Raw genomic sequence first — 21,539 nt, 5'->3', positions numbered from 1 at the left:
CATCGAGCCGGCACGGTCCATGTCACACCAGCGGCGGCGCGATCCCGATCGACCCGGTGCGGGCGAAGACCGGGACCAGCTCGATGGTCTCGGGGCCGGCGCCGGCCTCCTTCGCCGCCACCCAGACGGCGAGGGTGTTCATGCCCTGGTGCTCGAGCAGACCGGAGGGGATCGTGAACTCGGACTGCGGGCCGATGTCCCCGATGTAGAGGCCGACGTTCCAGCCGTTGACGTAGAGCACCGCCTGGCAGGCATCGCTGCGGCCGTCCTCGAAACGGGGTGAGCGCACCGCGAGGCGCCAGCCGGTGTCGACGCCGTCCGCCACGTCGAGCGTGAAGGAGGCGCGGTACCAGCGGATGCCGGCGGACTCCGCGGTCAGGGTGTCGGTCGGCTCCCACGCGGAGTCGTCGTGAGCGGGCAGATGCCAGCCGTGGCGCTCCCCGTGCAGCCCGCCCACGTTGTACAGCGTGCGCAGACCGTCCTCGCCCTCGGCACCCTGGATCCTCCAGGTGATCTCGCCGTCTGCCGGCAGGACGGCGTCGAACAGGCCGCGGTTCTGCTTGGAGAGACCGTCGTCGCTCCAGTCGAGGTTCTGCCCGAGGTTGTGGACGAGCACGCTGAGCACCGCGTCCTCACCCGGAACGGCGACGCCGTCAGGCAGGGTGAGGTTCTGGTCGGTGCCGTCGGCCGGGGCGGCGCCGACATAGGTGCCGTCGGCCCAGACCTGCAGGAAGGCGGGGGCCTTCCCCTGAGCGGGCTGGCCCGTGCCGCCGTTCCCGCGCAGCGTGATCTTCCGGCCCGCGGCGGCGGTGAAGCGCGCCCGGTACCAGATGCTGCCCTCGTAGAAGCCGTAGTGGTTCGAGTCCAGGACTACGCCGCCGCGGCCGGGGCCCTGGTATTCCGTGGATCCCTCGGTGGAATCGGCGACCCTCCAGTCGGCGTCGTCGAAGTCGTCGGCGGCCTCCGGGGCCTCGTCGGCGACCTGGAAGGCGAGGTCCGGGACGGAGGGGACCGAGGGCTCAGGGAGCGTCCACGTGACGATGCCGTCCTTCGCGGAGCGGGAGGAGCCGTTGATCCGCACCCGGCGGATGCCGTCGGGCGCATCGATGCGCACCGCGGCGGCCTCGGTCGAGCCGATCACGAGATCCGCGTCGGCGCGGGAGAAGGCGACCGTGCGGGCCAGGTCCGCGCCCTCGACCACCACGTGCGCGTCGGCCGTACCGGGGGTCGCGGTCATCCGGTCCGCGGGTCGTCCGCCGAGGAACCAGGTGGTGGCCGCGGCGTCGCGGGAGAGCAGTCGCAGCGCGAGCAGGCTCGGAGCCCCGGTGCCCTCAGAAGTGACCGGGGAGCCAGTGATCTCGACCTGGATCGGCTCGGCGGCGGGCGTGAGGTTCAGCCGGAGCTGACCGGTCTCGCCGTCCCAGACGGTCTCGACGCCGTCGGGTGCATCGACCTGCGGCTCGTCGGCGTAATGCAGGACGATCTCGGCCGGGTCGCCCGCGTGACCGATGAGGTGCTGCAGGTGGCCTCCGCGCCGCGGCAGGGTCGGACCGAAGGGCGCGGCCGTCGAATACAGCAGGCCGTGCTCCCCGACCACCATGTCCGCCACGAGGGTGAGGGCGTCGCGGCCGTGCAGATGCAGGAAGGCGTCCTCCTGCTGGGGCACGCGGGGCCAGCCCACCACGCCGTCCGGGATCTCCACATCCTCGTCGCCTGAGGTGCCCGGCAGGTCCAGCGCATCGAGGGTCACCACGGCGCCCTCCCCGCCGTCGGCCGGCTCTCCGAGGGCCTCGAGCACCAGGGTGTGCTCCCCCTCGGTGAGATCCTGCACCTGGTAGCTGATCTGCTGGGCGGGCTTGTTCTGCTCGGTGTCGACGTGGCTGGTGAAGGTGCCGTGCTCGGTCCCGTCCACGAGCACCCGCGCCCTGCCATGGTCGGTGCCGGTCGCGGTGATGACGTCCACCGCGGTGCCGGTGAAGGTCCAGCTCGCCGTGGCCCCCGCGGTCTCGGTGCGCATGAGCGTGCCGCCGGAGGCCGTACCGTCCTCGACCTCGGTCCAGTCGCCCTCGTAGGTGATCGCGGGATCGCGGTCGTCCGCCGTCGGGCCGTCCTCGCCGGCGTCATCGGGGTCCCCCAGCACGAGCGCGGTCGCGAAGCGGGTGTCGGTCTCGTCGTTCGAATCGGCCAGGCGGAAGGCGAGCAGGCGCGGAGCGCCACCCTCGGTCGCCGCGGTGAGATCGTCCGTCGACAGACGCTGGTAGGCCTGGATCGCACCGCCGTCGAGCTCGGGCACCGGCTGCGGCGCGACCGGGGTCATCGAGGCGATCTGTCCGACGGCCTGCTGGAGGTAGCCCAGCTCCTTCTGCACCGCGAGCTTCTCGGTGAGCTCCCGGTCCTCGGTGATCGCGGCGCCGTAGTCGTAGCTCGTGAAGCCCGAGGACGGCGATCCGGTGTAACCGAGGTTCGTGCCGCCGAAGGCCATGTAGTAGTTGAACGCGGTGACACCGCCCGCGAGGTTCCGCACGCCCCACTGCCGGGTGAAGGCGGGGTCGGTGAACTCGTAGGCCTGATGGGAGTCGAAGGCGGCGCCCCACGGGGTGAAGGCCCCGCCCTGGGACTCGGTGATGAACTGCGGGGTGTCCGGGCTGATCTGGCGGTACCCCTCCTCCGACTCGCCGATGCGTGCCCTGTCCCCGCCCGCGTTGAAACCCAGCGGGTAGTGATCGTAGGCGTAGAAATCGGTGCCGTGCTTCTCGGTGTCCGCGAAGCGCCCGCCCATGCCGTAGTCGTTGTGGAACAGCGGCACGGTGATCCCGGTGGAGCGCACGTGATCGGACAGCGCGCGCAGGAACGCCGAGCGTTCCGCATCCTCGCTGATCAGCTCGTTCTCCACCTGGTACATGAGCACGCTGCCGCCGCCGTCGGTCACCTGATGGGCGGTGATGATCTCGTTGATCGCGCTCAGCCAGGCGCAGGAGTCCGCGAGGTTCTGCGGATCCGTCGAGCGCAGGCCGGCCGCCCGGTTGGTCATGTAGGCGGGCAAGCCGCCCATCGAGATCTCGGCGTTCACATAGGGGCCGGGGCGGGCGATGACGTAGAGCCCCTCCTCCGCCGCCATGGTCAGCAGCAGGTCCACGTCCTTGATCCCGCTGAAGTCGAACTCCCCGTCGGGCGCGGACTGGTGCAGCCCCCAGAAGAAGTAGAAGGAGACCGCCGTGAAGCCGGCCGCCTTGAGGATCTGCAGCAGGTCACGCCACTGCGCCGGGGCCGGCACTCGCCAGGGATGGATCTCGCCGGAGTAGAGGAGCAGGCGCTCGTCGTCCACCAGGAAGGAGTGCTCGTCCCAGGTGACCGTGTGCGCCCGCCCGTCGTTGCCGGGGAAGCGCGAGGTGCCGCGCAGAAGATCGGCGGTGGAGGCCCTCGCGTCGACCGCGGAGGGCGCACTCGGGGCGGCCAGGCCGCTCGGGGTGGCCGGGGCGAGGGGCGCGGGCCCGGCCGCGAGGGCCGGGCCGGCTGCGGTGCCGGCCACCGCGGCGCCCGAGGCGCAGGCCCCCAGTCGCAGGAACCCCTTCCGGCTCAGAGCGGGCAGGGTCGGGCGCACTGGGGACATGCGGGAACTCCTCGTCGAGCGGTCGGGACTCGGACGTTAGCAGACCGCTGAACGTTTTACAGGAGTCTCGGGCAGTCAGCCGGCCATGACGGTGCGGGCGAAGCTCTCGGAGCGCTCCCGCAGCCTCTGGATCCGCTGCTCCCGATGGAAGGCGAGCAGGTGCTCGTCCTCCGTCTGCGATTCGAACGCCGTCGGCGCCCGGCGCACGTTGCGCGAGCACCGGAAGTCGGCGCACAGCCAGGTCCCGACGGTGTTGCCCCGTCGGCCGCCGGGGCCGCCGAGCGGCGCGACGAACGATGCGGCGTGGAGGCCGTCGACGATGTCCTCGCACCAGGCGCACATCATCTTCCGCGCGGCGGTCTTGTCGGAACCGCGCAGCATGATGCTCACGGGCTGGTCGTCGACCTCGAGCACCACGTAGTGCAGCTGGGGCCGACGGGAGTCCTGCCAGCCGAAGCATTCCAGCTCGTCCCAGCGGACGGCATCGAGCGACGGGATGGCGGCCCGCTTCGCGTCGCCCTTGCTGGCGTTGACGAAGGAGCTGCGGATCAGATTTTCGGTCAGGGGAATCATGGGGGTGTCCTCACGACGGGCGCGCGGCAGCGTCCCGCATCCGGCGGGATCGCGCGGCGCGCAGGGAGTTCAGGAAGAGTGCGTGACGGCGTGCTGAGCACGCCGGGTCAGGCCGAGCAGGCCGCGTGGGCCGCCCCGCTTCCCGCAGGCGTCGTGCGCATGCTGTCTCCCTTTCGTCGTGGACGCGGCAACGCTACGCCCGCACGGGAACCTCGACAAGGGGATTCCCGTGCGGCGTGGCCCGCGAGACACCGGGATCAGGCGATGATCTGGTTCAGCTGCTCGAGATCCTCGACGCTCAGCTCGAGGGTCATCGCGCGGGCGGAGTCGCTGATCGACTCGGGACGGCTCGCGCCGGGGATCGGGACGACGTGCTCTCCCAGCGAGAGCTCCCAGGCCAGGACCACCTGCTGCGGGCTCACACCGTGGGACTCGGCGATGCGCTGGATCTGCGGGAACCTCTCCCCCACCGCGCTCGCGCCGCCACCGGTGCCGCCCAGCGGGGACCACGGCACGAACGCGATGCCGTGCTTGCCGCAGTGCTCGAGCTCGCGGCGGCTGGTGTGGAAGAAGGTGGGTGAGAACTCGTTCTGCACGGCGGCCAGGCCCCCGTCGCCGAGCACCTCGAGGGCCACGTCGATCTCCTCGACGTTCGCGTTGGAGATGCCGATCTCGCGGATCAGACCCTCCTCCTTCAGCGCGGCGAGCGCCTCGACGCCCTCGGCGTAGCGGATGCTGCGATCCGGGCGGTGCCAGTAGTAGAGGTCCACCGAGTCGATCTCGAGGGCGGCGAGCGACTTCTCGAGCGCGGAGCGGAGATAGGAGGCGGAGCCGTCGCGGCCGCCGCCCTCGGCCGAGCGGGTGATGCCGCCCTTGGTCGCGAGGGTGACGGAGGAGCGATCGCCGCCCCAGCTGCGCAGCGCCTCGGCCACGAGCTCCTCGTTGTGGCCCATCGTGTCCCAGCTCGGGGCATAGATGTCAGCGGTGTCGAGGAGGGTCACGCCGGCGTCGAGCGCGGCATGGATCGTGGCCGTCGCACGATCGGCCGGGGCGGGCTCGCCGCGCCCCATGGACAGGGGCATGGCGCCGAGGCCCAGGGCGGAGACGGACAGGGAGCCGATACGGCGGGTGGGTGCAGTCATGCCCTCAGCCTAGGACGATGCGTGGCCTGCGTCACGAGGCGTCCAGGAGCCGTCGGTCCGCGGCCGCCGCCCACGCTGCGTGGATTCGCGCTCGATGATCTTCGAGCGCAGCAGCGTCGTGGAGGGCTCCTCGTCCGGATTGGCGATGCGCTGGCCGAGCATGCGTGCGGCGGCGCGGCTGGTGGCGCGCACCGGCTGATGGACGACGGAGACCGACGGGGTCACCAGACGGGTCCACAGGTCGTCGTCGGTCGCGAGCAGGGCCGGAGCGTCGTCCCGGCCGCGCATCGCCTCGAACGCCCCGGCGGACATCCGGTTGTTCGTGACATAGACGCAGTCGGCGTCGCCCTCCGCGAGGATCTGCGCCATCAGCGCCGCGCCGGACTCCAGCTGCAGGTCACCGCGCAGGACGACCGTCTCGTCGAGCTCGATCCCCGCCTCCCGCCAGGCGGCGAGATATCCACTGACGCGATCCTCGGTGGTGCGCAGCTGGGAGGGCCCGCCGATCACGGCCGGCCGGCGGTAGCCGCGCTCGTGGAGGTGGCGGGCGGCCTGGCGGCCGGCGTCGAGGTTGTCGGTGGCGACCAGGTCGGTGTTCGCCCCCTCGATCCAGCGGTCCACCAGCACCACCGGGATCCCCGCCTCGGTGAGCGGGGAGAGATCCGTGAGGGTGCTGTGCACCGGGACGAGCAGCACCCCGGAGACGTGACGGCCCACCAGCTGCGCGAAGCATTCCCGCTCGATCTCGAGATCGTCCTCGGTGTGTGCGATCGTCACCGACTGGTGATCGCCGCGCGCGATCCGTTCGACCTCGCTGATGATCTGCGTGAAGTACGGGTTCGCCGCGTCGGGCGCGACCACCGCGATCTGGGAGGTGCCGCCGCGCCGCAGCGAGCGCCCCATGGCGTTGGGCACGTAGCCCGTCGACCGCACGGCGGCACGCACCCGACGGGAGAGCTCCTTGTCGACGCTCGCGGCGCCGTTGATCACCCGGGAGACCGTCGCCGAGGAGACCCCGGCCGTCCGGGCGACATCCAGGATCGTGGGTCTCGGCGACACCATGGGGCTCCTCTTCACGCTCGGCACGAGCCGTCTGCTCAGTCTTCGACGATGACGGCGTCACCGCACAGATGCACGGTCACCCCGAGGCGGTGGAACAGCGCCGCCTTCGCAGAGAGCGCGCGATCGGCGGCGGCTGCGTCATCAGCGTAGACGAGCTGGGCGTGGTTGGCCTTGTGCCGTCCCATGAACTGGTCCCGGCTCACGCCGTGCAGCACGACGCTGGCGATCGGCCATTCGGGGTTCGTGGCCTCCTTGCGCCGACGGACCTCCTCCTCGGGCAGCTCGACGACGCTGCCGCGGCCGATGTCGACGTGCAGGATGTCGTCCTGCACGTAGACCCGGGACCAGACGATCTCGCCGGGCTTGGAGACGCCGTTGATCGTCGAGCCGCCGGCCGGGAAGAACTCCGGGCCCTGGCGCCAGCCCTCGGCGTCGGCATATCCGCCGGCGAAGTGGCTGGGCGGGACGGATCCGGAGATCTCGTAGACCCACACGTACTGCCCGTCGAACTCCTCCCCCCAGCGCACGTCGTGCAGCGTGGTGGCGGGATCCATGCCCATCGCGGTCCAGAGGCGATGGGTGACCAGGGCGTCGACCGCGACGCCCTCGTCGACCTCGTTGAAGTTCGGCAGGGCCTCGCCCTCCCACAGCACCCGGGAGCCGTCACGGCTGGTCACCGGCGGGCGCTGCACGTTGTTGAGCAGTCCTTCGACCAGGTCGGAGGCGGGGGTGACGTCCTTCAGGCCCTGCTGGTACTGGATACCCACAGCATCCAGGCCGAAGTCGTCGCTGATGCGCAGCGCCGCGATGTACATCGCGTACTGGCTGCGCAGCTGGGACTCGGTGAGCTCGGTGGCCTCATCGGTGCCGAGCCGGAACGTCATCCCGGCCTCGCGCAGCCAGGCGCCGATGGCGTCGGCCTCCTCGTCGGTGACCGTCTGCATCTCGGCCCACAGCGCGGACTGGCTCAGGCGCTCCTTGTAGATGCCCAGGGGGTTGAGCATCTCGTCGTCGATGATCGCGTTGTACATGCCCATGCAGCCCTCGTCGAAGATCCCGATGATGGCCTTGTCGGCCATCAGCTGATCGGCGAGCGCGCGCCCCAGCTCGACCTCGGGAGTGCGGGGCAGGTGAGGCAGCGGGCGCACGTGGGACTCATCGTGGGCCAGCTCGCCGGTGGCGATCCAGGTGGCGATGCCCTCGCGGAAGAAGTCGTCGGTGCCGTCCACGGTCCAGAGCGTGGAGTATCCGCGACCCATCTTCGTCAGCCCGCCGTTGAGGTTCAGCAGGCCCACCAGTCCGGGCCACTCCGGGGCGAAGTTCGCGACGGTGAGGATCGGGCCTCGATGGGTGCGCAGGCCCGCGAGCACGTGGTGGCTGTACTGCCAGTTGGCGGTCGCGACGATCAGCGGGGCCTCGGGCGGGATGTCCTGGAAGACCTCCATGCCCATGCGCTGGGAGCGGATGAAGCCGTGACCGAACTCCGCGTCGGGCTCGAAGCCGCGCTGGACGGTCCATCCGGCCGCTTCGACGGCCTCGCCGACGAGCCGCTCGAGCTCCTGCTGGAAGGGCCAGGCGGGAACGTTCGCGCTCTCGCGCAGGTCGCCGCTGGGGATGAGGACGACGGTCCTGTCCGGAGCGGGGATCTCGTCGCGGACGGTGGGCATCTGGTAGGCGGCAGTCATGGTTCTCCCTGGTCGTGAGGCGGAGGTCAGGCGCGGGCGGGGCCGGCGGGACTGTGCGGTCCGGGGCCGGATCCGAGGTGGATCTCCATGGCGTCGAAGCTCGGCGCCTCGGGCCGGGCGGTCGCGGGCCGGTCGAGGTAGAAGATCGCGGTCGAGGCGATGTCGTCGCGCAGCGGCAGGTAGCGGCCGGCGCTCTTCCATCCCAGCGCCTGGATGTCGACGCGGGGCAGGCCCGTGGTGAAGTGGATCGGATCCGCCACGTGCCAGCGGTACATCCCGAAGCGCTGCTGGGCGATGTAGAGGCCGTCGGGCCGGATCACCTGCGGCGTCCCCAGATACGGGGTGGAGAAGGCGGTGTAGCCCTCACCGGGGACGTCGAAGTTCCAGGCGCCGCCGAAGTAGTCCTCGGTGCCGGTGCCGGCGATGGTGGGGAAGCCCGCCTCGGGATCGTCGTCGTCCAGGTAAAACTTGATCTCGCCCTCGCCCCACCAGCCGTTGGAGTGCACGCCCCAGGCGATGTAGGTGCCCACGTACTGACCCTGGCCCTCGATGCCCTCGAGCAGCACGTGCTCGGTCACCTCCGGAAGCGGGTCCGACCGGCGCCACTGGGCGTGGAAGTAGGCATCCTCGCCGTGGTCGCCGCCCAGCTCGTAGGTCACCTGGTAGTAGACGCGGGCGTCGGCGTCCGAGGTGTTCTCCAGGGTGAGCCGGGCTCCCTCCCGGAAGGGCATCGGCCAGTAGGAGTTGAAGCCGCCGTGCGGGTTCGCCGCGACCATCTGCGAGTCGACCTGGGCGAACACTCCCCAGCCGTTGGCGAAGAAGTCGCCATAGGGCACCTCGACCGCGGGCTCCTCGCTGCCGTCCCAGTAGGCACGCACCACGAGCTGGCGCCAGTGGTCGGTGTGGGTGGTGATCCAGATATGCGTGATGACACCGGCGGAATCGATGTCGGCGAGGGTGAAGGTCTCCCCCGCCTTCACGTCCACGCTCGGCGAGACCTTCCAGCCCTGACCCAGGTCCCGCGCCGCCTCGGCGCCGGTCCCCTCGGTGGCGCGGCCGCCTCCGGACGGCGAGCCGTCGAAGTTCTCGGGGCTGATGGAGCGGGTCCGCACGGGGCGCAGACGGGCGAGGGAGGAGAGGGATCGAACAGGACGAGTCACGGGGAACCCCTAGGAAGATCGACGTTGATCAGGAAACGTTTACCGGCACGATACGGAAGGTGTGGGCGACCGTCAACGGGCACATCGCCCAGGTGCGAGCAGGCATGGCACCACACCCACCGCACGTCATGCCATTGCGTCCTGTGACCGTTGACACGTTTCTCACTCGTGGATACATTGGCACGTAATCGTTTACCGCCCGTTTCCGACCGGCGGACCGCACACCGACGTGCGTCCCGTGAGATCCGTCCGCGCGCCTGGAGCTGCTCCGGATGACCCGCAGCTCCTGGCACGATCCGTCGGCACTGACACAAGGAGCAGCACCATGAAACGACGTACTCTCCTCTCCGCAGCGGGACTCTCCGCCACGGCCGCCTCGCTCGCCGCCTGCGGCAGCGGAACCCCCGGCCAGTCCAAGGACGACGCCGACGCGGCAGGAGACCGCACGCAGATCGAGTTCTGGCACCGCACGTTCACGCCGTTCGAGAACGAGTGGTACGCGGACATCGTCAAGCAGTACAACGACGCCCAGGACACGTACTTCGTCACGGACGTCGAGGTCCCGGCCGACGCCTGGGAGCAGCGCGTGAAGTCCGCCCAGGCCGCCGGCACCATGCCCGATGTCTACACCGACCCCTCCACGATGGACGAGGGAGCGCGGCTGGGACAGTTCCTCGCCCTCGACGACCTGCTCGACGCCGAGCAGCTGGACGACCTCACCGACCAGGCCAAGGAGCTCGTGACCGTCGACGGGAAGGTGTACGGATACCCGCTCCTGCTCGAGCCGCAGTCCGCCCTGTTCTGGAACAAGGAGATGTTCGAGGAGGCCGGCCTGGATCCCGAGAAGCCTCCGACCTCCTGGGACGAGCTCTACGAGACCTGCGAGAAGCTCCTCCCCGCCCTCCCCGATGGCACCTTCGCGCTGACCACCGCCGGTGACCAGGACACCTTCGCGTGGGCCACGGTGGGCCAGCAGTACCAGGTGTCCGGGCACTTCCCCATCACGGATGACTGGTCCGAGGCCGATACCGACGACCCGAAGTACGAGGAGCTGCTGGGCTTCTACAAGACGCTGCGGGAGAAGGGCTACATCCCCAAGCAGCCGCTGGGACCCTATGTCGAGGCGAAGGCCTACGGCGAGAAGAAGTGCGCCATGATGACCTCCGGCTCCTGGGCGTTCAGCGAGATCGCCTCGGACTACGAGGAGCTCCTGGACTCCACCGGCATCGCGCCGTTCCCGACCAGCGACGGAGACCTCTCGGACTCCGTGGCCACGCTGGGCAACTTCAAGTGGGTCATCGACGCCAAGACCGAGCAGCCCGAGGCCGCCGCGGACTTCGTGTCCTGGTGCCTCGCCGGGGACGTCGAGAACCTGGTGCCGTTCTTCGTCGGCACCCAGTTCACCAAGGCACCGGCCCGGCCCTCCGTCGCCGACGCCGTCCAGGCCGCCCCGGAGGCCGACGACGCACCGTGGTCCGCCGTGGTCAGCGAGGACATCGCGCCGGCCTCGATCTCCAATCCCTCCTACCCCTGGGACATCCTGCTCGCCATGGGCAAAGCCCTGGAGAAGGGGATGAACGGCGAGGATCCCGCCGCCGCGCTCAAGGCCGCCGGCACGGAGATCCAGAAGGTCATCGACCGCGAGGAGCTCGCGGGCAAGGCACCGCAGGACTGACCGGTGTCCACGACCGTCACGTCCCCGCCCCGCTCCGCGGACGGCACACCGCTGAGAGCACACCCTCCCCGCGATGACCGCATCGCGTTCCTGATGCTCGCACCGGTGCTGATCCTGCTGAGCATCTTCGTCATCGTGCCGACGATCTACGCGATCTACCTGAGCTTCTTCAACTGGAGCTTCTACCAGGACTCGGAGTTCGTCGGCCTGCGGAACTTCACCAACGCACTCACCGACCCGGAGTTCCGGGCCGCGATCCGGCGCGGAGTGCTGTTCGTGCTCATGACACTGCCCATCCAGCTGCTGCTGTCGTTCCTCATCGCGAGCTTCGTGACAGGGGTGGGCAAGCGCCTGGGCACCGCTCTGAAGATCTCCGTCTACATCCCGACGATCATCTCCGCGGTGATCACCTCGATCACATTCGCCCTGATCTATGAGTACTCCGGCGGTCTCCTCAATGCCGTCGTGGGCCTGGTCGGCATCGAGGACCAGGCCTGGATCGGCGACGTCCGACTGGCCCTGCCGGCGATCGCGGTGCCGGCGATCTGGATGGGCCTCGGTCTGATGACGCTGATCATGATCGCCGCGATGCTCGACGTCCCGGAGAGCTTCTACGAAGCGGCAGAGCTCGAAGGGGCGAACTGGTGGCAGCGCACCCTGTACATCACGATCCCCCAGATGAAGAACGTGCTGCTGTACCTGCTGATCACGGGCTTCGTGGCGGCGATCCAGCAGTACGAGCTGCCGCTGGTGATGACCGGCGGCGGTCCCCTCGACTCCACCACACTGCCCAACCTCTTCATCTTCAACCACTTCCGCGGGGACACCTACCAGGGCTATTCGATCGCGGCGGCGCTGCTGCTGTTCCTCGTCCTCGGAGCGATCTCCGCCCTGATCTTCCGCGTGCTGAGCTCCGAGAAGCTGGTGGACTGACCGATGACCCTCACCCACGAGCCCTCCGGCTCCACCGCCGTCACGTCGCCCCCGGTGGTCAGGCGCCGTCGCGCCCTCACTCCCACCAGAGTGCTGGCAGGCATGGTCCGCGTCGCGGTCGCCGTGCTCATCATCGGTGCGGCGCTGTTCCCGCTGGCCTGGATGGCGATCGCCGGCTTCAAGTCGAAGCAGGAGGTGGTGCGCACCCCGTTCCAGTTCTTCCCCGAGGTCTGGCGCCTGGAGAACTACCGGACGATCCTCGACGACCCCGCATTCGTGCGGACCCTGGCCATCACGGGGCTGGGCGCGGTGCTGTTCACCCTGCTGAGCCTCACCGTGAACTCCTTCGCCGCCTACGCCTTCGCGCGGTTGGACTTCCACTTCAAACGGGCCCTATGGGTGGTGGTCATCTCGACCATGTTCATCCCCGGCATGACCATCCTGCTGACCTCGTTCATCGTGGTCACGAAACTGCACATGCTGGACACGCTCGCCGTGCTGATCCTGCCCGGAGCCGCCGCCGCGGTGCATGTCTTCTTCATCCGCCAGTTCTACCTGAACATCCCGCGCAGCCTCGAGGAGGCCGCGATGATCGACGGCTGCGGCAAGTTCGAGATCTTCGTGAAGCTGTTCGTCCCGTTGTCGAAACCGCCGTTCGTCGTGGTCGGCATCACCTCGTTCCTGGTGTTCTGGAACGCCTACGTCTGGCCGGTCATGACGATCACCAGCCCGGATCTCTACCAGGTGCAGCAGTACCTCGCGACCTTCCGCTCCGAGCGCTCGAGCGAACTGGCGATGCTCATGGCCGGGTCCACGCTCGCCGCAGCGCCCGTGATCGTCCTGTTCCTGATCTTCCAGCGGCAGATCATCGCGAACATCAAGATGGCGGGGCTGAAGTAAGGGCATGCCCCGCGTCGCCGACGGGCCGATGGTGAGGCGCACACAGCACCGAGAACGCTGAAGCGCGCTCGGCAGGGAGCAGCAGGACGACACCGGCGTCCGTCCAGCGAACTCGTGCGTCTGTCTGCGGCCTATCCGGCACCGTCGCTGCTGGATAGCGTGAGAGACCGGACCGGTCTGTCCTCACCGGTCTGCCGTTCCCGTGGAAAGGCCGATGATGAACGTTCCTCACCGCCCGAGCGGCATGGCTCCCGAGGCTTCCCCATGATCGACCGGAGGGCATTCCTGCGCGCCCTCGCGGCCGGGGGCGCGGTCTCCGTGACCGGCGGGGCCATCACCGGATGCACCGATCGCCCCACCGGATCCGACCGGGATCCGAACACCGTGACCATGTGGGGCATCTGGGCGAGCGACGTGGACAAGGAAGCCGATGTCATCGAGGCCTTCACCGAGCAGAATCCCGGGATCACGGTGTCCGTCTCGCAGGTTCCCAGCAGCTCGCAGGGGGACGCCTCCTCGGTGATCACGGCCGTCCGCGGACGGACGGGACCGGACGTCTACTTCATGGGGCGATTCAGCGGCGCCGAGATGGCCTCCCTGGGCCTGCTCGAACCGATCGATGAGTTGATCCGGGAGCACGAGGGCGTCGAGCCCGAGGAGTTCATGGCGAACTGGGTGAAGTTCTCGACGGACGAGCTGCTCTACGACGGCCAGTGGTACGGCCTCCCGATGGACACGGACACCCGCGCCATGTACTACAACAAGGACCTCACCGACGAGGCCGGCGTGGACCCGGAGCTGCTCGACCCGGCGGGCGGACCGATGACGCTGGAGCAGATGTGGGAGATCAGCGACGCCTTCGATCTCCAGGACGAGCAGGGCACCTACGAGCGGATCACCTGGATCCCGTGGGACGGCGAAGCGTCGCTGATGATGTGGGCGATGGCCTCCGGAGTGAGGTTCTTCGACGACAGCACCTGCGGCATGACGCTCGATTCCCCGGAGATGCTGGACGTCGCGACCGAGTACGCGAGCTGGGTCGAGCGGCTCCAGTTCTCCCGGGTCGACGCCTCAAGGCGACGTACGAGCCGCCGAACGCCCCGCCGACGCAGACCTCTTTCTTCTCCGACCGGCAGATGTTCCAGATCTCCGGACCCTGGGGCGTGCAGGCCCAGCACGACTACAGGCCGGACATGCGCTACGGGGTGACCCACGTTCCCGTCGCCGACAGCGCGGACGATCCCTTCACCTGGGCCGGCGGATTCGGCCTCGCGATGCCGAAGGGCTCGAGCATGTCCGAGGCCGCCTGGAAGCTCATGACGTTCTACGCCGGCTACGAGGGACAGCGCATCCTCATGCCGCAGATCTCCCGGATCCCCACCAGCCTGGAGGCGGTCCAGGACGATCGGGCCTGGGATTCGAGCATCGAGTTCTTCGTCGAGATCATGGAGTTCGCCCGCTCCCGACCGCCATTGCCCGTCGGGACGAAGCTCTGGGACGCGATGATGATGATGCAGGACAGCCTCAACCAGCAGTCGCAGAGCCCCGACGAGGCGATCAAGACGGCCCAGGCCTATGTCGATCCCACGATGCAGCAGTTCTGTCCGGTCACGCTCCCCGACGGGTTCGGCGAACCGGACCCTCACTTCGACCGTTGATCCGTCGCACGCGCTCCCGACCTCCGACGGACGTCAGCGAAGAGCCACCAATAAGGGCGCGTCACCGACAGACCGTTCGTGAGAGGGCATCACCGATGGGCCGATGGTGAGGAAGCGTCACCGACAAGCCGACAGTGACGGGGCGTCGCCGACGGGCCGATGGTGAGGCGCACGGGCGATATAGCCAGATGACCTCACCAGCGGCCCGCCCGTGACACAGGAGCGCATCGCCCAGGCCCACGTCCCTCAGACCTGGCCCCAATCCGGCGCGCGACTGGGGGTACCGAGCAGCTGGACAGCCCGAGTGCCCAACAGTTGAGCGGTTGGGCGTTGGGCAGTGGGCGTGAGGCGAGAGGCGAGAGGCGAGAGGCGTGAGGCGTGAGGCGTGAGGCGAGGATCAGTCGACGGTGACGTCGCCGGTCTCGGCGTCGACGGTGGCCTCCTGCTCGTCCGCGCCGTCGGCGATGTCGAACTGGTACTGGATCATTCCGTCGTCATACTCGAGCTTCCAGCCGCGCAGCTCGCCGTCGCGCTCGGCCGTGGCGGCCTTGAGAGCGTCGTCGTACGTCATGGGATCGTTCAGGTCGATCGCCTTCTCCTGGTCATCGGTCGTCTCGCTCTCGTCGGCGACCACCTCACCGGTCACCGCGTCGATCACGACCTTGTGGTCCGTGGTGCCCGCCAGGATCTTCACGTCCCACTGCCAGGCGCTGTCGGACTCGTCGTAGTCGAGCTCGACGGCGTGCAGCGTGCCGTCGCCGACCTCGCCCTGCGCGGTCTCGACAGCGTCCTCCGCCTGGACCGGCGGCGCGTCGGTGCGCAGGTCCGTGTCGGGGCCGTAGTCGTCGGCGCTCGCGGAGGTGTCTCCGCCGGCGTCGCTGGCACCACCCGAGTCACTGGCACCACCGGAATCGCTGGCGCCCCCGGAGTCGCTGCTGCCGCTTGCGCCACTCATCCCCTCGTCGCCGCCGGCGTCGCTCTGGGTCGTCGAGGCGCCATCATCCGCGCCGCCACCGGAGTCGTCGGAGTCGCTGCTGCAGCCCACCGCGCCGACGGCGAGGATCCCGCTCGTGGCCACCAGGGCCGCCTTGCTCCACAGTCCGCGTCGTGTGGTCATCCGACTCTCCTCTCGCTGCGCCCGACGGTGCCGGACGGATTCAGTCACTGAATCGTGCTCTCGAGGCTACGTCCGATGCCTCCGAACGGGGAGGTGTGATCGGTGAGGGATCCGGGTGGGCACTGCGGTTCACGGCATGACCTGCATCGATGCAGAATCGATGAGGGCACGACGGTTCGTGACCGCCTGGTCCGTCAACAGGCGCGTGAGCGGGTCGCTGAACGCGCCCTTGAGCCGGTCCGTCGGCGGACCCGTGAGCCGGCCCGTGAGGCTCGAGCGGACTCCTCGCCGTTATTCCCAGCGCTCCCGGACGAGGGCGAGCAGGGAGTCGCGCCGCTGGATCCTGTGCTGCTGGAGCAGCGGCAGGCTCGGGTCGCGGGGCCAGCGGGAGGCGTCGACGAAGAAGCCGAGGATCCCTGCGAACACGTCGGAGCCCACCTGCCGCGGCAGGCCGTGGGCATCCAGCACGGCGTCGGCCCTGGCGTTCACGGCGAGCGTGCCGCCGACGTCTTCGACGGAGGAGAGCAGCTGGAGGGCGTCGGCGACCCGGCTGCCCCGTGAGGCCCACGCCCAGTCCACGATGCTCACCTCGCCCCCGTCGATGTGCCCGCCCCCGTCGACGATCAGGAGGTTGTCCGCACGCACGTCGGAGTGGCACAGGGTGTCGCCGTCCAGCGCGTGGATGCCGCGGCGGGCAGCGGCGCGCAGCTCGTCGAGCCGTGCGGCGAGCCAGGGGTCCAGACCCGTCGGCGGATCCTCGGCGACGCGGTCGAAGCCCAGCATGTCGGGACCGAGGGACTCCGCGACGCTCGGCAGGCCAGGTACCGGACAGGGAGTGGTCGCGTCCTGCAGGGCGTCGAACGCGGCGAGCACCTGGTCCAGCTGTGCAGGGTCCCAGGGCTCTGCAGGCAGTTCCCCCGGTGCTGCTTCGGTGACCAGGACGAACCACTCGTCCTGCTCGATGACCGCGACGAGTGCGGGCACCGGCGCCGCGTCCGGCATCTGCTCGAGCACGGTGGCCTCCGCCCGGTTCAGCCTCATCGAGCCGGGGTTGTCCTGCTCCCGCACCGCCTTCACGAAGAGGCGACGGCCCGCCGACGAACGCAGGATCTCCGCGCTGCTGGAGGAGAAGCCGCCCCGGCAGGAGTGCGTGCCCACCACGGGGCCGCCCAGGACCTCCTCGAGGCGTGCGCGCAACCGGTCAGGGAAGTCGGACCAGGTCAGGCGGAGCGTCATGGCCTCACCCTGGCACGGCCGGAAGCGGGCCGCACGGGAATATCCGGCGCTGGTCCCGCGCCGAGGGCCGACCCGCGGTCGTGGACCGCTGTGCGCGGCGGTGCTGGGCCGCGGGGGTTGACCACGGCTCCGGCTCCGACTCCGACTCCGACTCCGACTCCGACTCCGACTCCGACTAAGTCTCGAGGCTCAGCCGTGGGGCCGTGGCTCGTGCTCGGCGAGCCACTGCGCATAGGTGGGGCCGACGGCCGGCACCTCGGGCCCGGGCAGCATGCCGCCCTGGGCCATCGACGCGCTCGGCGTCACGCCGACGACGGCGGTGTCGTCCCCGCGGACGGCGAGCAGGCGCCGCGCCTGGTCCAGCGTGTTCTCGACCTGCGGCCCGGCGACCTGGACGAGCTCCTCGGGGCGCTCCTCCAGCGCGGCCCGGAGCAGCACGCGGGCGACCTCGCGGGTGTCGACGGGCTGGGAGGGCACGTCCATGATGGTCAGCTGGTCGCCCTCGCGCTGCAGCATGTTCCCCACGAAGTCGTGGAACTGGGTGGCCCGCACGGTCACCGGTCCGGGGCAATGCTCGCGCGCGGCCTGCTCGTGGGCGAGCTGGGCACGGTAGAACCCATAATCCTGCATGTGGTCGATCCCGATGATCGAGGTGACCACGGTGCGCGAGATCCCCGCGTCCATGGCGGCCGCGCCGAGGGTCTCCATCGCCCGGCCGAACCACTGCGTGGCCTCCGTCGCCTCGAGGGTGGGCGGCTTGACGCAGTCGATGATCACGTCGGCTCCGGCGAGCGCCGCGGGCAGGCCCTGCCCGGTCATGATGTCGATGCCTGTGGACCGGGCGATCTCCCGCACCTCGTGTCCGTCGGCGCGGGCTTTCTCGACGACTCTCGCGCCGAGCGTTCCTGTCGCTCCGACGACGGCGATGACCTGTGCCATTGCTGACTCCTCCCTCTGCGGCGCTGCCGGCGATCTCACCCGCTGAGCTCGAGGGCGAAGCCGGGCGTCGCGGGCAGCGTGATGCGTCCATCCTGCAACCGGTAGGCGGATGCGTCGACCCCGTCGGTCGTGCCGGGCACCGATTCGACGACGTCGATGTTCCCCAGGCCTGCGGCGAGCTGCGCGGCATACAGGGTCTTCAACGGGTGACCCCAGGCGTGCGGCGAGGCGACCGCGCCGATCTCGTGGACGGTCGGCATGAGGCGACGCCAGGCGGTGAACCCGAAGGACAGGACGTCCATGAGCAGCACGTCCAGCAGTCCCTCACGGGCCAGGTCCAGCACGAGGCCGACATCGGGCTCGAACTCCCCGTCGGCCACCAGGACCTCCGATCCGTTGCGCGTCAGGTGCTCGCGCACGAGCGCGAGGCCGCTGCGGTGCTCGGCGAAGGGCTCTTCGATCCAGAAGAGGTCCCACTCCTGGGCCGTGTCGAGGAAGCGGACGGTCTGCTCCGGGCTGTAGCCGTCGTTCATGTCGACCATCAGCCGGGCTCCGGGATAGGCGGTGCGCACCGCCTGGAGGACCTCCAGGTCACGGTCGAATCCGGCGACCACCGGCATCCACCGGTTCCCGCGGCCGATCTTGAGCTTGAAGGCCCTGTACCCGGCCTCCCAGTCGGCCGCGCACGAGGCGAGCACCCCGGCCGTACCGCGCGGATCCTGCTCGGGGTCCAGGTCGTCGAAGTAGATCGCCCCGGAGTAGCAGTCCACGGCCAGCGCGCCATGGCCGCCGAGCATCCTGTGGACCGGGATTCCCAGGATCGTCGCGGCGAGGTCGTGGAGGGCGATGTCCAGCGGCAGCGCTCGCGGGGCGATCACCCCGACGGCGGGGTCGAAGATCTCTTCGAGCGGGAGGCCGATGCAGGCGCCGAGGTCGGGTTCGGGCCCCTCATAGATCCCCCACCCGCTCGCCCCGGTGTCGGTGCGCACCGTGATCGCGAGGGCCTCGGGGCCGTCGCCGTGGGCGCCGAGGCGTGCGTTGCGGCCGATGGTGCGGGGATACCTGCTGCGCAGCGGAGCGCTGTCGACGGAGGTGATCCGGTGCCCGGTCAGGGAGTCGGCCGGGAGAGCTGCGGTGCTCATGCGCGCACCTCCAGGGGGCGGATCGTGAGGCCGCCGCGGTCCCAGCCGCCGCCGGTGATCCAGGTGCGGTCCCCGTCGGCGACGATCTCCGCGCAGTGCTCGTCCAGGTCCACGTCGAGCGCGCCGGAGTCCTCGAAGCGCAGCGGATCGGAGGAGCAGCAGGCGAGCGTGCGGTCGTACTGGTCGGAGTCGCAGACGAACAGCACCCAGCGCTCCCCCGCGCGGATCACGAAGGGGGATTCGGTGGGGCCGCCGACGGTCCCGGACGCAGTCGAGCGATAGGCGACAACGGGATCCGACCAGGTCAGAAGGTCTTCCGAGGTGCGCACGGCGACCTCATGGAAGCCCCCGTCGGGCGCGGAGGTGCGCGTGTAGTACAGCAGCCAGCGCTGTCCGTCGCGCAGCACCATGGGGTCCCGGGCGTCGAACCCGTCGGTGAACAGCGCCGGCTCGTGCGGGGTCCAGGCGAACAGGTCCGCGCTGGTCGCGAGCGTCATCCGATAGGCGGTGTGGTCCGCCGTGCCGCCCGCGTAGAACATCCAGTAACGGCCCCCGTGGGCGATCACGTGCGGCGCCCAGACGTGGGTCTCGCCGATCTCCGGCCGTGCGTGGAGCACCGGGTCGTGGACGGTCCACGGGGCGCCCTCGAGGTCCGCCGCGGTGGCGTGGAGGAAGCGATCCTCCCCCAGCGGGTCCGCCGGCTCGGGATGCCAGATCCCGAAGACGTGCCAGATGCCATCAGCCGCGCGGATCAGCGTGTGGTCATTGATGTACCAGGGCTCCTCGGCCGACGGCGAGGCGTCGAGCAGGCGCCGCTTGGCGCCGGGGAGCAGACGGACGGGTGCAGCGGACACAGGGCTTCTCCAGGTCAGGGAGCGGTGGGCGTCAACGGGTGGATGGCGGGCCGGCGCCAGATCGGGGCCAGCAGGTTCTCGGTGAGCGCACGGTGGGCCGGGAGCCCGTGGGGATTGAAAGAAGGCCCTTCCTCTCCGGCATCGGAAGCGTCGTCGCGGGTCCCGGTGCGTCGTCGCCACCGGATCGGGGGCCTGCCCCCGTATCGACGAGATCGGACTCGTTCGGCACTCCATCGGTGACGAATCGTTTTCTCAGTGTATGAGAATCATAGGCGACCCTCGAAGGGCCAGTAAAGAGTGGTGGACCGCGTCTCCGGCGAGCCCGCATATGCCTGCTCTGCCCAGGATCACCTCATCGACCGCATGACCTCGTGCGTTGCCCTGACAGCACCCATCGAGTTGTGGCGACGAATACTGGACGCCCTGCAGTGGGTCGCCGCCCGTCCGCGCGTAAACGTTTGCTGACAGGTGGCCGAACATCTACGCTGAACGCACCCGACGTGACGCCGACCACACCACTGGAGCTGTGATGACCCCCGCGCACCGTCCCCGGACCGACCGCTCTGCCGAGGAGCCCCTCGACTGCTCTGCCGACGGCCCCGTCGGCCCTCCCGAGGGTCGCCACGAGAACGACCCGACCGATGGACTGCCCGCCGAGGACGAGGACGTCTCGCGCTCCTCGTTCCTGCGCGGCGGAGTCCTGGCACTGGGCGCCGGGTCGATCGGCGCGGCGGGCCTCGCCGCGTCGCTCGCCGCACCGCCGGCCGACGCGCGCCCCCGGGATCGGGAGCGCCCCGCACGAGGAGGAAGCACCGGAGTGGACCCCAATCCTGACTATCAGCGACCCCGGATCACGCGCCTCGCGACGCTCACCGGACCGGAGAGGACCACACGGTTCCGGATGGACGCGACCGATCTGGGCGCTCCGGCGGTGACGCCCGACGGCCGCATCCTGATGATCTTCGGCGACACCTTCGAGGAGCCGAAGGTGGGCGGAGGCTGGTGGCGCTCCCCCGTCGGCCTCTATGCCGACCCCGACCGCCCGTTGGAGAAGGGCGTGGATTGGACCAGCGCCGTGGGCGGACGAACCGCCGAGCAGCTGGTCGAGTACGAGCACGACAGCGATCCGGTCTCCACGATCCTGCCCGGGGATGTGCTGACCATCGGCGACACCATGTACCTGTGGATGATGGTCAACCACGGCTTCGGAACGGTGGGGTCCACCGAGATCTGGACATCGACCGATTCCGGCGAGAGCTGGGAGCGCACCGCCGAGATGTTCCCCGGTGACCACCTCGAGGGCCGGTGCCAGCAGTGCACCTGGGCCCTGCATCCGACCGACGGTCACGTATACCTGCTCACGACCGGCTTCCAGCGGGACAAGGAGGCCATCCTGCAGCGCGTCCCCGCGGAGTCGATCCTGGACCCGGAGGCCTACGAGACCTGGGGGACGACGGGCGAGGGCGAGGAGCGCACCGGCTCCTGGGGCGCGGAGCCGACCGCTGCGGTCGACGGACAGGTGGGCGAGATGTGCCTGCGGATCGTCGAGGACTCGTGGGTCCTGACCTGGTTCAACTCCGGGCTGTACCGAGTGGACGTGCTGATCGCGGACTCCCCCGTGGGCCTCACGGAGTCGCCCTTCGGCGAGACCCTGCTGTGGGGCTGCAACTGGGACCAGGAGGACGACGAGCGCGTGGCGCAGCTGTACGGGCCCTATGTGCTGCCCGGCTCCACACTGGATGATCTGCACCTGGCGTGCTCGCAGTGGCGAACGGGGCCGGACTGGCCATACCACGTCGAACAGTTCCGAGTGGAGGGGCTCGGCGCCGGGATGCGGTCACTGGCGTGACGGG

Annotated in this window: 17 protein-coding genes; 6 read left to right on the top strand and 11 right to left on the bottom strand. The window is 69.7% G+C overall.

All coding sequences use genetic code 11. From position 1 onward, the window contains the following. Positions 1 to 22 precede the first annotated feature (22 nt). The 6 genes from CIK81_RS05575 to CIK81_RS05550 all read right to left on the bottom strand — a co-directional run bounded on the left by CIK81_RS05575 (position 23) and on the right by CIK81_RS05550 (position 9,232). Positions 23 to 3,610 (bottom strand): beta-galactosidase, encoded by a 3,588-nt coding sequence (locus CIK81_RS05575; protein WP_114355489.1) that lies wholly within the window; start codon positions 3,608 to 3,610, stop codon positions 23 to 25. Between the two features lie 75 nt (positions 3,611 to 3,685). After that, positions 3,686 to 4,183, bottom strand: a complete 498-nt coding sequence (locus CIK81_RS05570; RefSeq protein ID WP_096165821.1) for an FBP domain-containing protein — start codon at positions 4,181 to 4,183, stop codon at positions 3,686 to 3,688. 257 nt (positions 4,184 to 4,440) lie between these two features. Continuing rightward, complete coding sequence (locus tag CIK81_RS05565; protein WP_096196521.1) at positions 4,441 to 5,325, bottom strand: aldo/keto reductase; 885 nt, start codon at positions 5,323 to 5,325, stop codon at positions 4,441 to 4,443. Between the two features lie 9 nt (positions 5,326 to 5,334). Further along, positions 5,335 to 6,387 carry a LacI family DNA-binding transcriptional regulator gene (locus CIK81_RS05560; protein WP_096165823.1) on the bottom strand — a complete coding sequence of 351 codons (1,053 nt, stop codon included), beginning with the start codon at positions 6,385 to 6,387 and terminating at the stop codon, positions 5,335 to 5,337. 35 nt (positions 6,388 to 6,422) lie between these two features. After that, positions 6,423 to 8,072: a fucose isomerase gene (locus tag CIK81_RS05555; RefSeq protein WP_241963998.1), complete on the bottom strand. Its 1,650-nt coding sequence runs from the start codon at positions 8,070 to 8,072 to the stop codon at positions 6,423 to 6,425. Between the two features lie 26 nt (positions 8,073 to 8,098). Next, the gene (locus tag CIK81_RS05550; RefSeq protein ID WP_096165824.1) at positions 8,099 to 9,232 is read right to left on the bottom strand and encodes a glycoside hydrolase family 172 protein; all 1,134 of its coding nucleotides are present in this window, start codon (positions 9,230 to 9,232) and stop codon (positions 8,099 to 8,101) included. Positions 9,233 to 9,557: 325 nt separating this feature from the next. On the opposite strand from CIK81_RS05550, the gene CIK81_RS05545 reads away from it, so the two are divergent. The 5 genes from CIK81_RS05545 (at position 9,558) to CIK81_RS18695 (ending at position 14,398) form a co-directional block, all read left to right on the top strand. Then, positions 9,558 to 10,907, top strand: a complete 1,350-nt coding sequence (locus CIK81_RS05545) for an ABC transporter substrate-binding protein (RefSeq protein ID WP_096165825.1) — start codon at positions 9,558 to 9,560, stop codon at positions 10,905 to 10,907. 3 nt (positions 10,908 to 10,910) lie between these two features. Beyond that, positions 10,911 to 11,840 carry a carbohydrate ABC transporter permease gene (locus tag CIK81_RS05540; RefSeq protein WP_241963992.1) on the top strand — a complete coding sequence of 310 codons (930 nt, stop codon included), beginning with the start codon at positions 10,911 to 10,913 and terminating at the stop codon, positions 11,838 to 11,840. A 3-nt stretch (positions 11,841 to 11,843) separates the two neighbouring features. Beyond that, positions 11,844 to 12,740, top strand: coding sequence for a carbohydrate ABC transporter permease (locus CIK81_RS05535; RefSeq protein ID WP_096165826.1), 897 nt, complete (start codon positions 11,844 to 11,846; stop codon positions 12,738 to 12,740). Between the two features lie 264 nt (positions 12,741 to 13,004). Then, entirely contained in the window at positions 13,005 to 13,949 is a 945-nt protein-coding gene (locus CIK81_RS18700) for an ABC transporter substrate-binding protein (RefSeq protein ID WP_158541935.1), read from the top strand. Further along, the gene (locus CIK81_RS18695; RefSeq protein ID WP_158541934.1) at positions 13,877 to 14,398 is read left to right on the top strand and encodes an extracellular solute-binding protein; all 522 of its coding nucleotides are present in this window, start codon (positions 13,877 to 13,879) and stop codon (positions 14,396 to 14,398) included. Before CIK81_RS18700 ends, CIK81_RS18695 begins: the two co-directional genes overlap by 73 nt. A gap of 397 nt (positions 14,399 to 14,795) precedes the next feature. Here the strand turns inward: CIK81_RS18695 and CIK81_RS05525 are convergent, their stop codons facing one another. The 5 genes from CIK81_RS05525 to CIK81_RS05505 form a co-directional block, all read right to left on the bottom strand. Then, a complete protein-coding gene (locus CIK81_RS05525) occupies positions 14,796 to 15,515 on the bottom strand; it encodes a PepSY domain-containing protein (RefSeq protein ID WP_096165827.1) in 720 nt (239 codons plus the stop codon). A 291-nt stretch (positions 15,516 to 15,806) separates the two neighbouring features. Further along, positions 15,807 to 16,751, bottom strand: coding sequence for a phosphotransferase family protein (locus CIK81_RS05520; RefSeq protein ID WP_096165828.1), 945 nt, complete (start codon positions 16,749 to 16,751; stop codon positions 15,807 to 15,809). A gap of 189 nt (positions 16,752 to 16,940) precedes the next feature. Beyond that, a complete protein-coding gene (locus CIK81_RS05515; RefSeq protein ID WP_096196514.1) occupies positions 16,941 to 17,690 on the bottom strand; it encodes an SDR family oxidoreductase in 750 nt (249 codons plus the stop codon). 35 nt (positions 17,691 to 17,725) lie between these two features. Beyond that, complete coding sequence (locus CIK81_RS05510; RefSeq protein WP_114355488.1) at positions 17,726 to 18,832, bottom strand: enolase C-terminal domain-like protein; 1,107 nt, start codon at positions 18,830 to 18,832, stop codon at positions 17,726 to 17,728. After that, a complete protein-coding gene (locus CIK81_RS05505) occupies positions 18,829 to 19,686 on the bottom strand; it encodes a glycosyl hydrolase family 32 (RefSeq protein ID WP_158541933.1) in 858 nt (285 codons plus the stop codon). The genes CIK81_RS05510 and CIK81_RS05505 overlap by 4 nt, the downstream gene beginning before the upstream one ends. A 529-nt stretch (positions 19,687 to 20,215) precedes the next feature. On the opposite strand from CIK81_RS05505, the gene CIK81_RS05500 reads away from it, so the two are divergent. Continuing rightward, positions 20,216 to 21,535 (top strand): DUF4185 domain-containing protein, encoded by a 1,320-nt coding sequence (locus CIK81_RS05500; protein WP_114355486.1) that lies wholly within the window; start codon positions 20,216 to 20,218, stop codon positions 21,533 to 21,535. Positions 21,536 to 21,539 lie beyond the last annotated feature (4 nt).

It is taken from the genome of Brachybacterium sp. JB7 (assembly GCF_003335205.1).
Taxonomy (GTDB): domain Bacteria; phylum Actinomycetota; class Actinomycetes; order Actinomycetales; family Dermabacteraceae; genus Brachybacterium; species Brachybacterium alimentarium.
The sequence above is the reverse complement of the archived record's forward strand: the minus strand, read 5'-3'. Positions and strand labels throughout refer to the sequence as shown.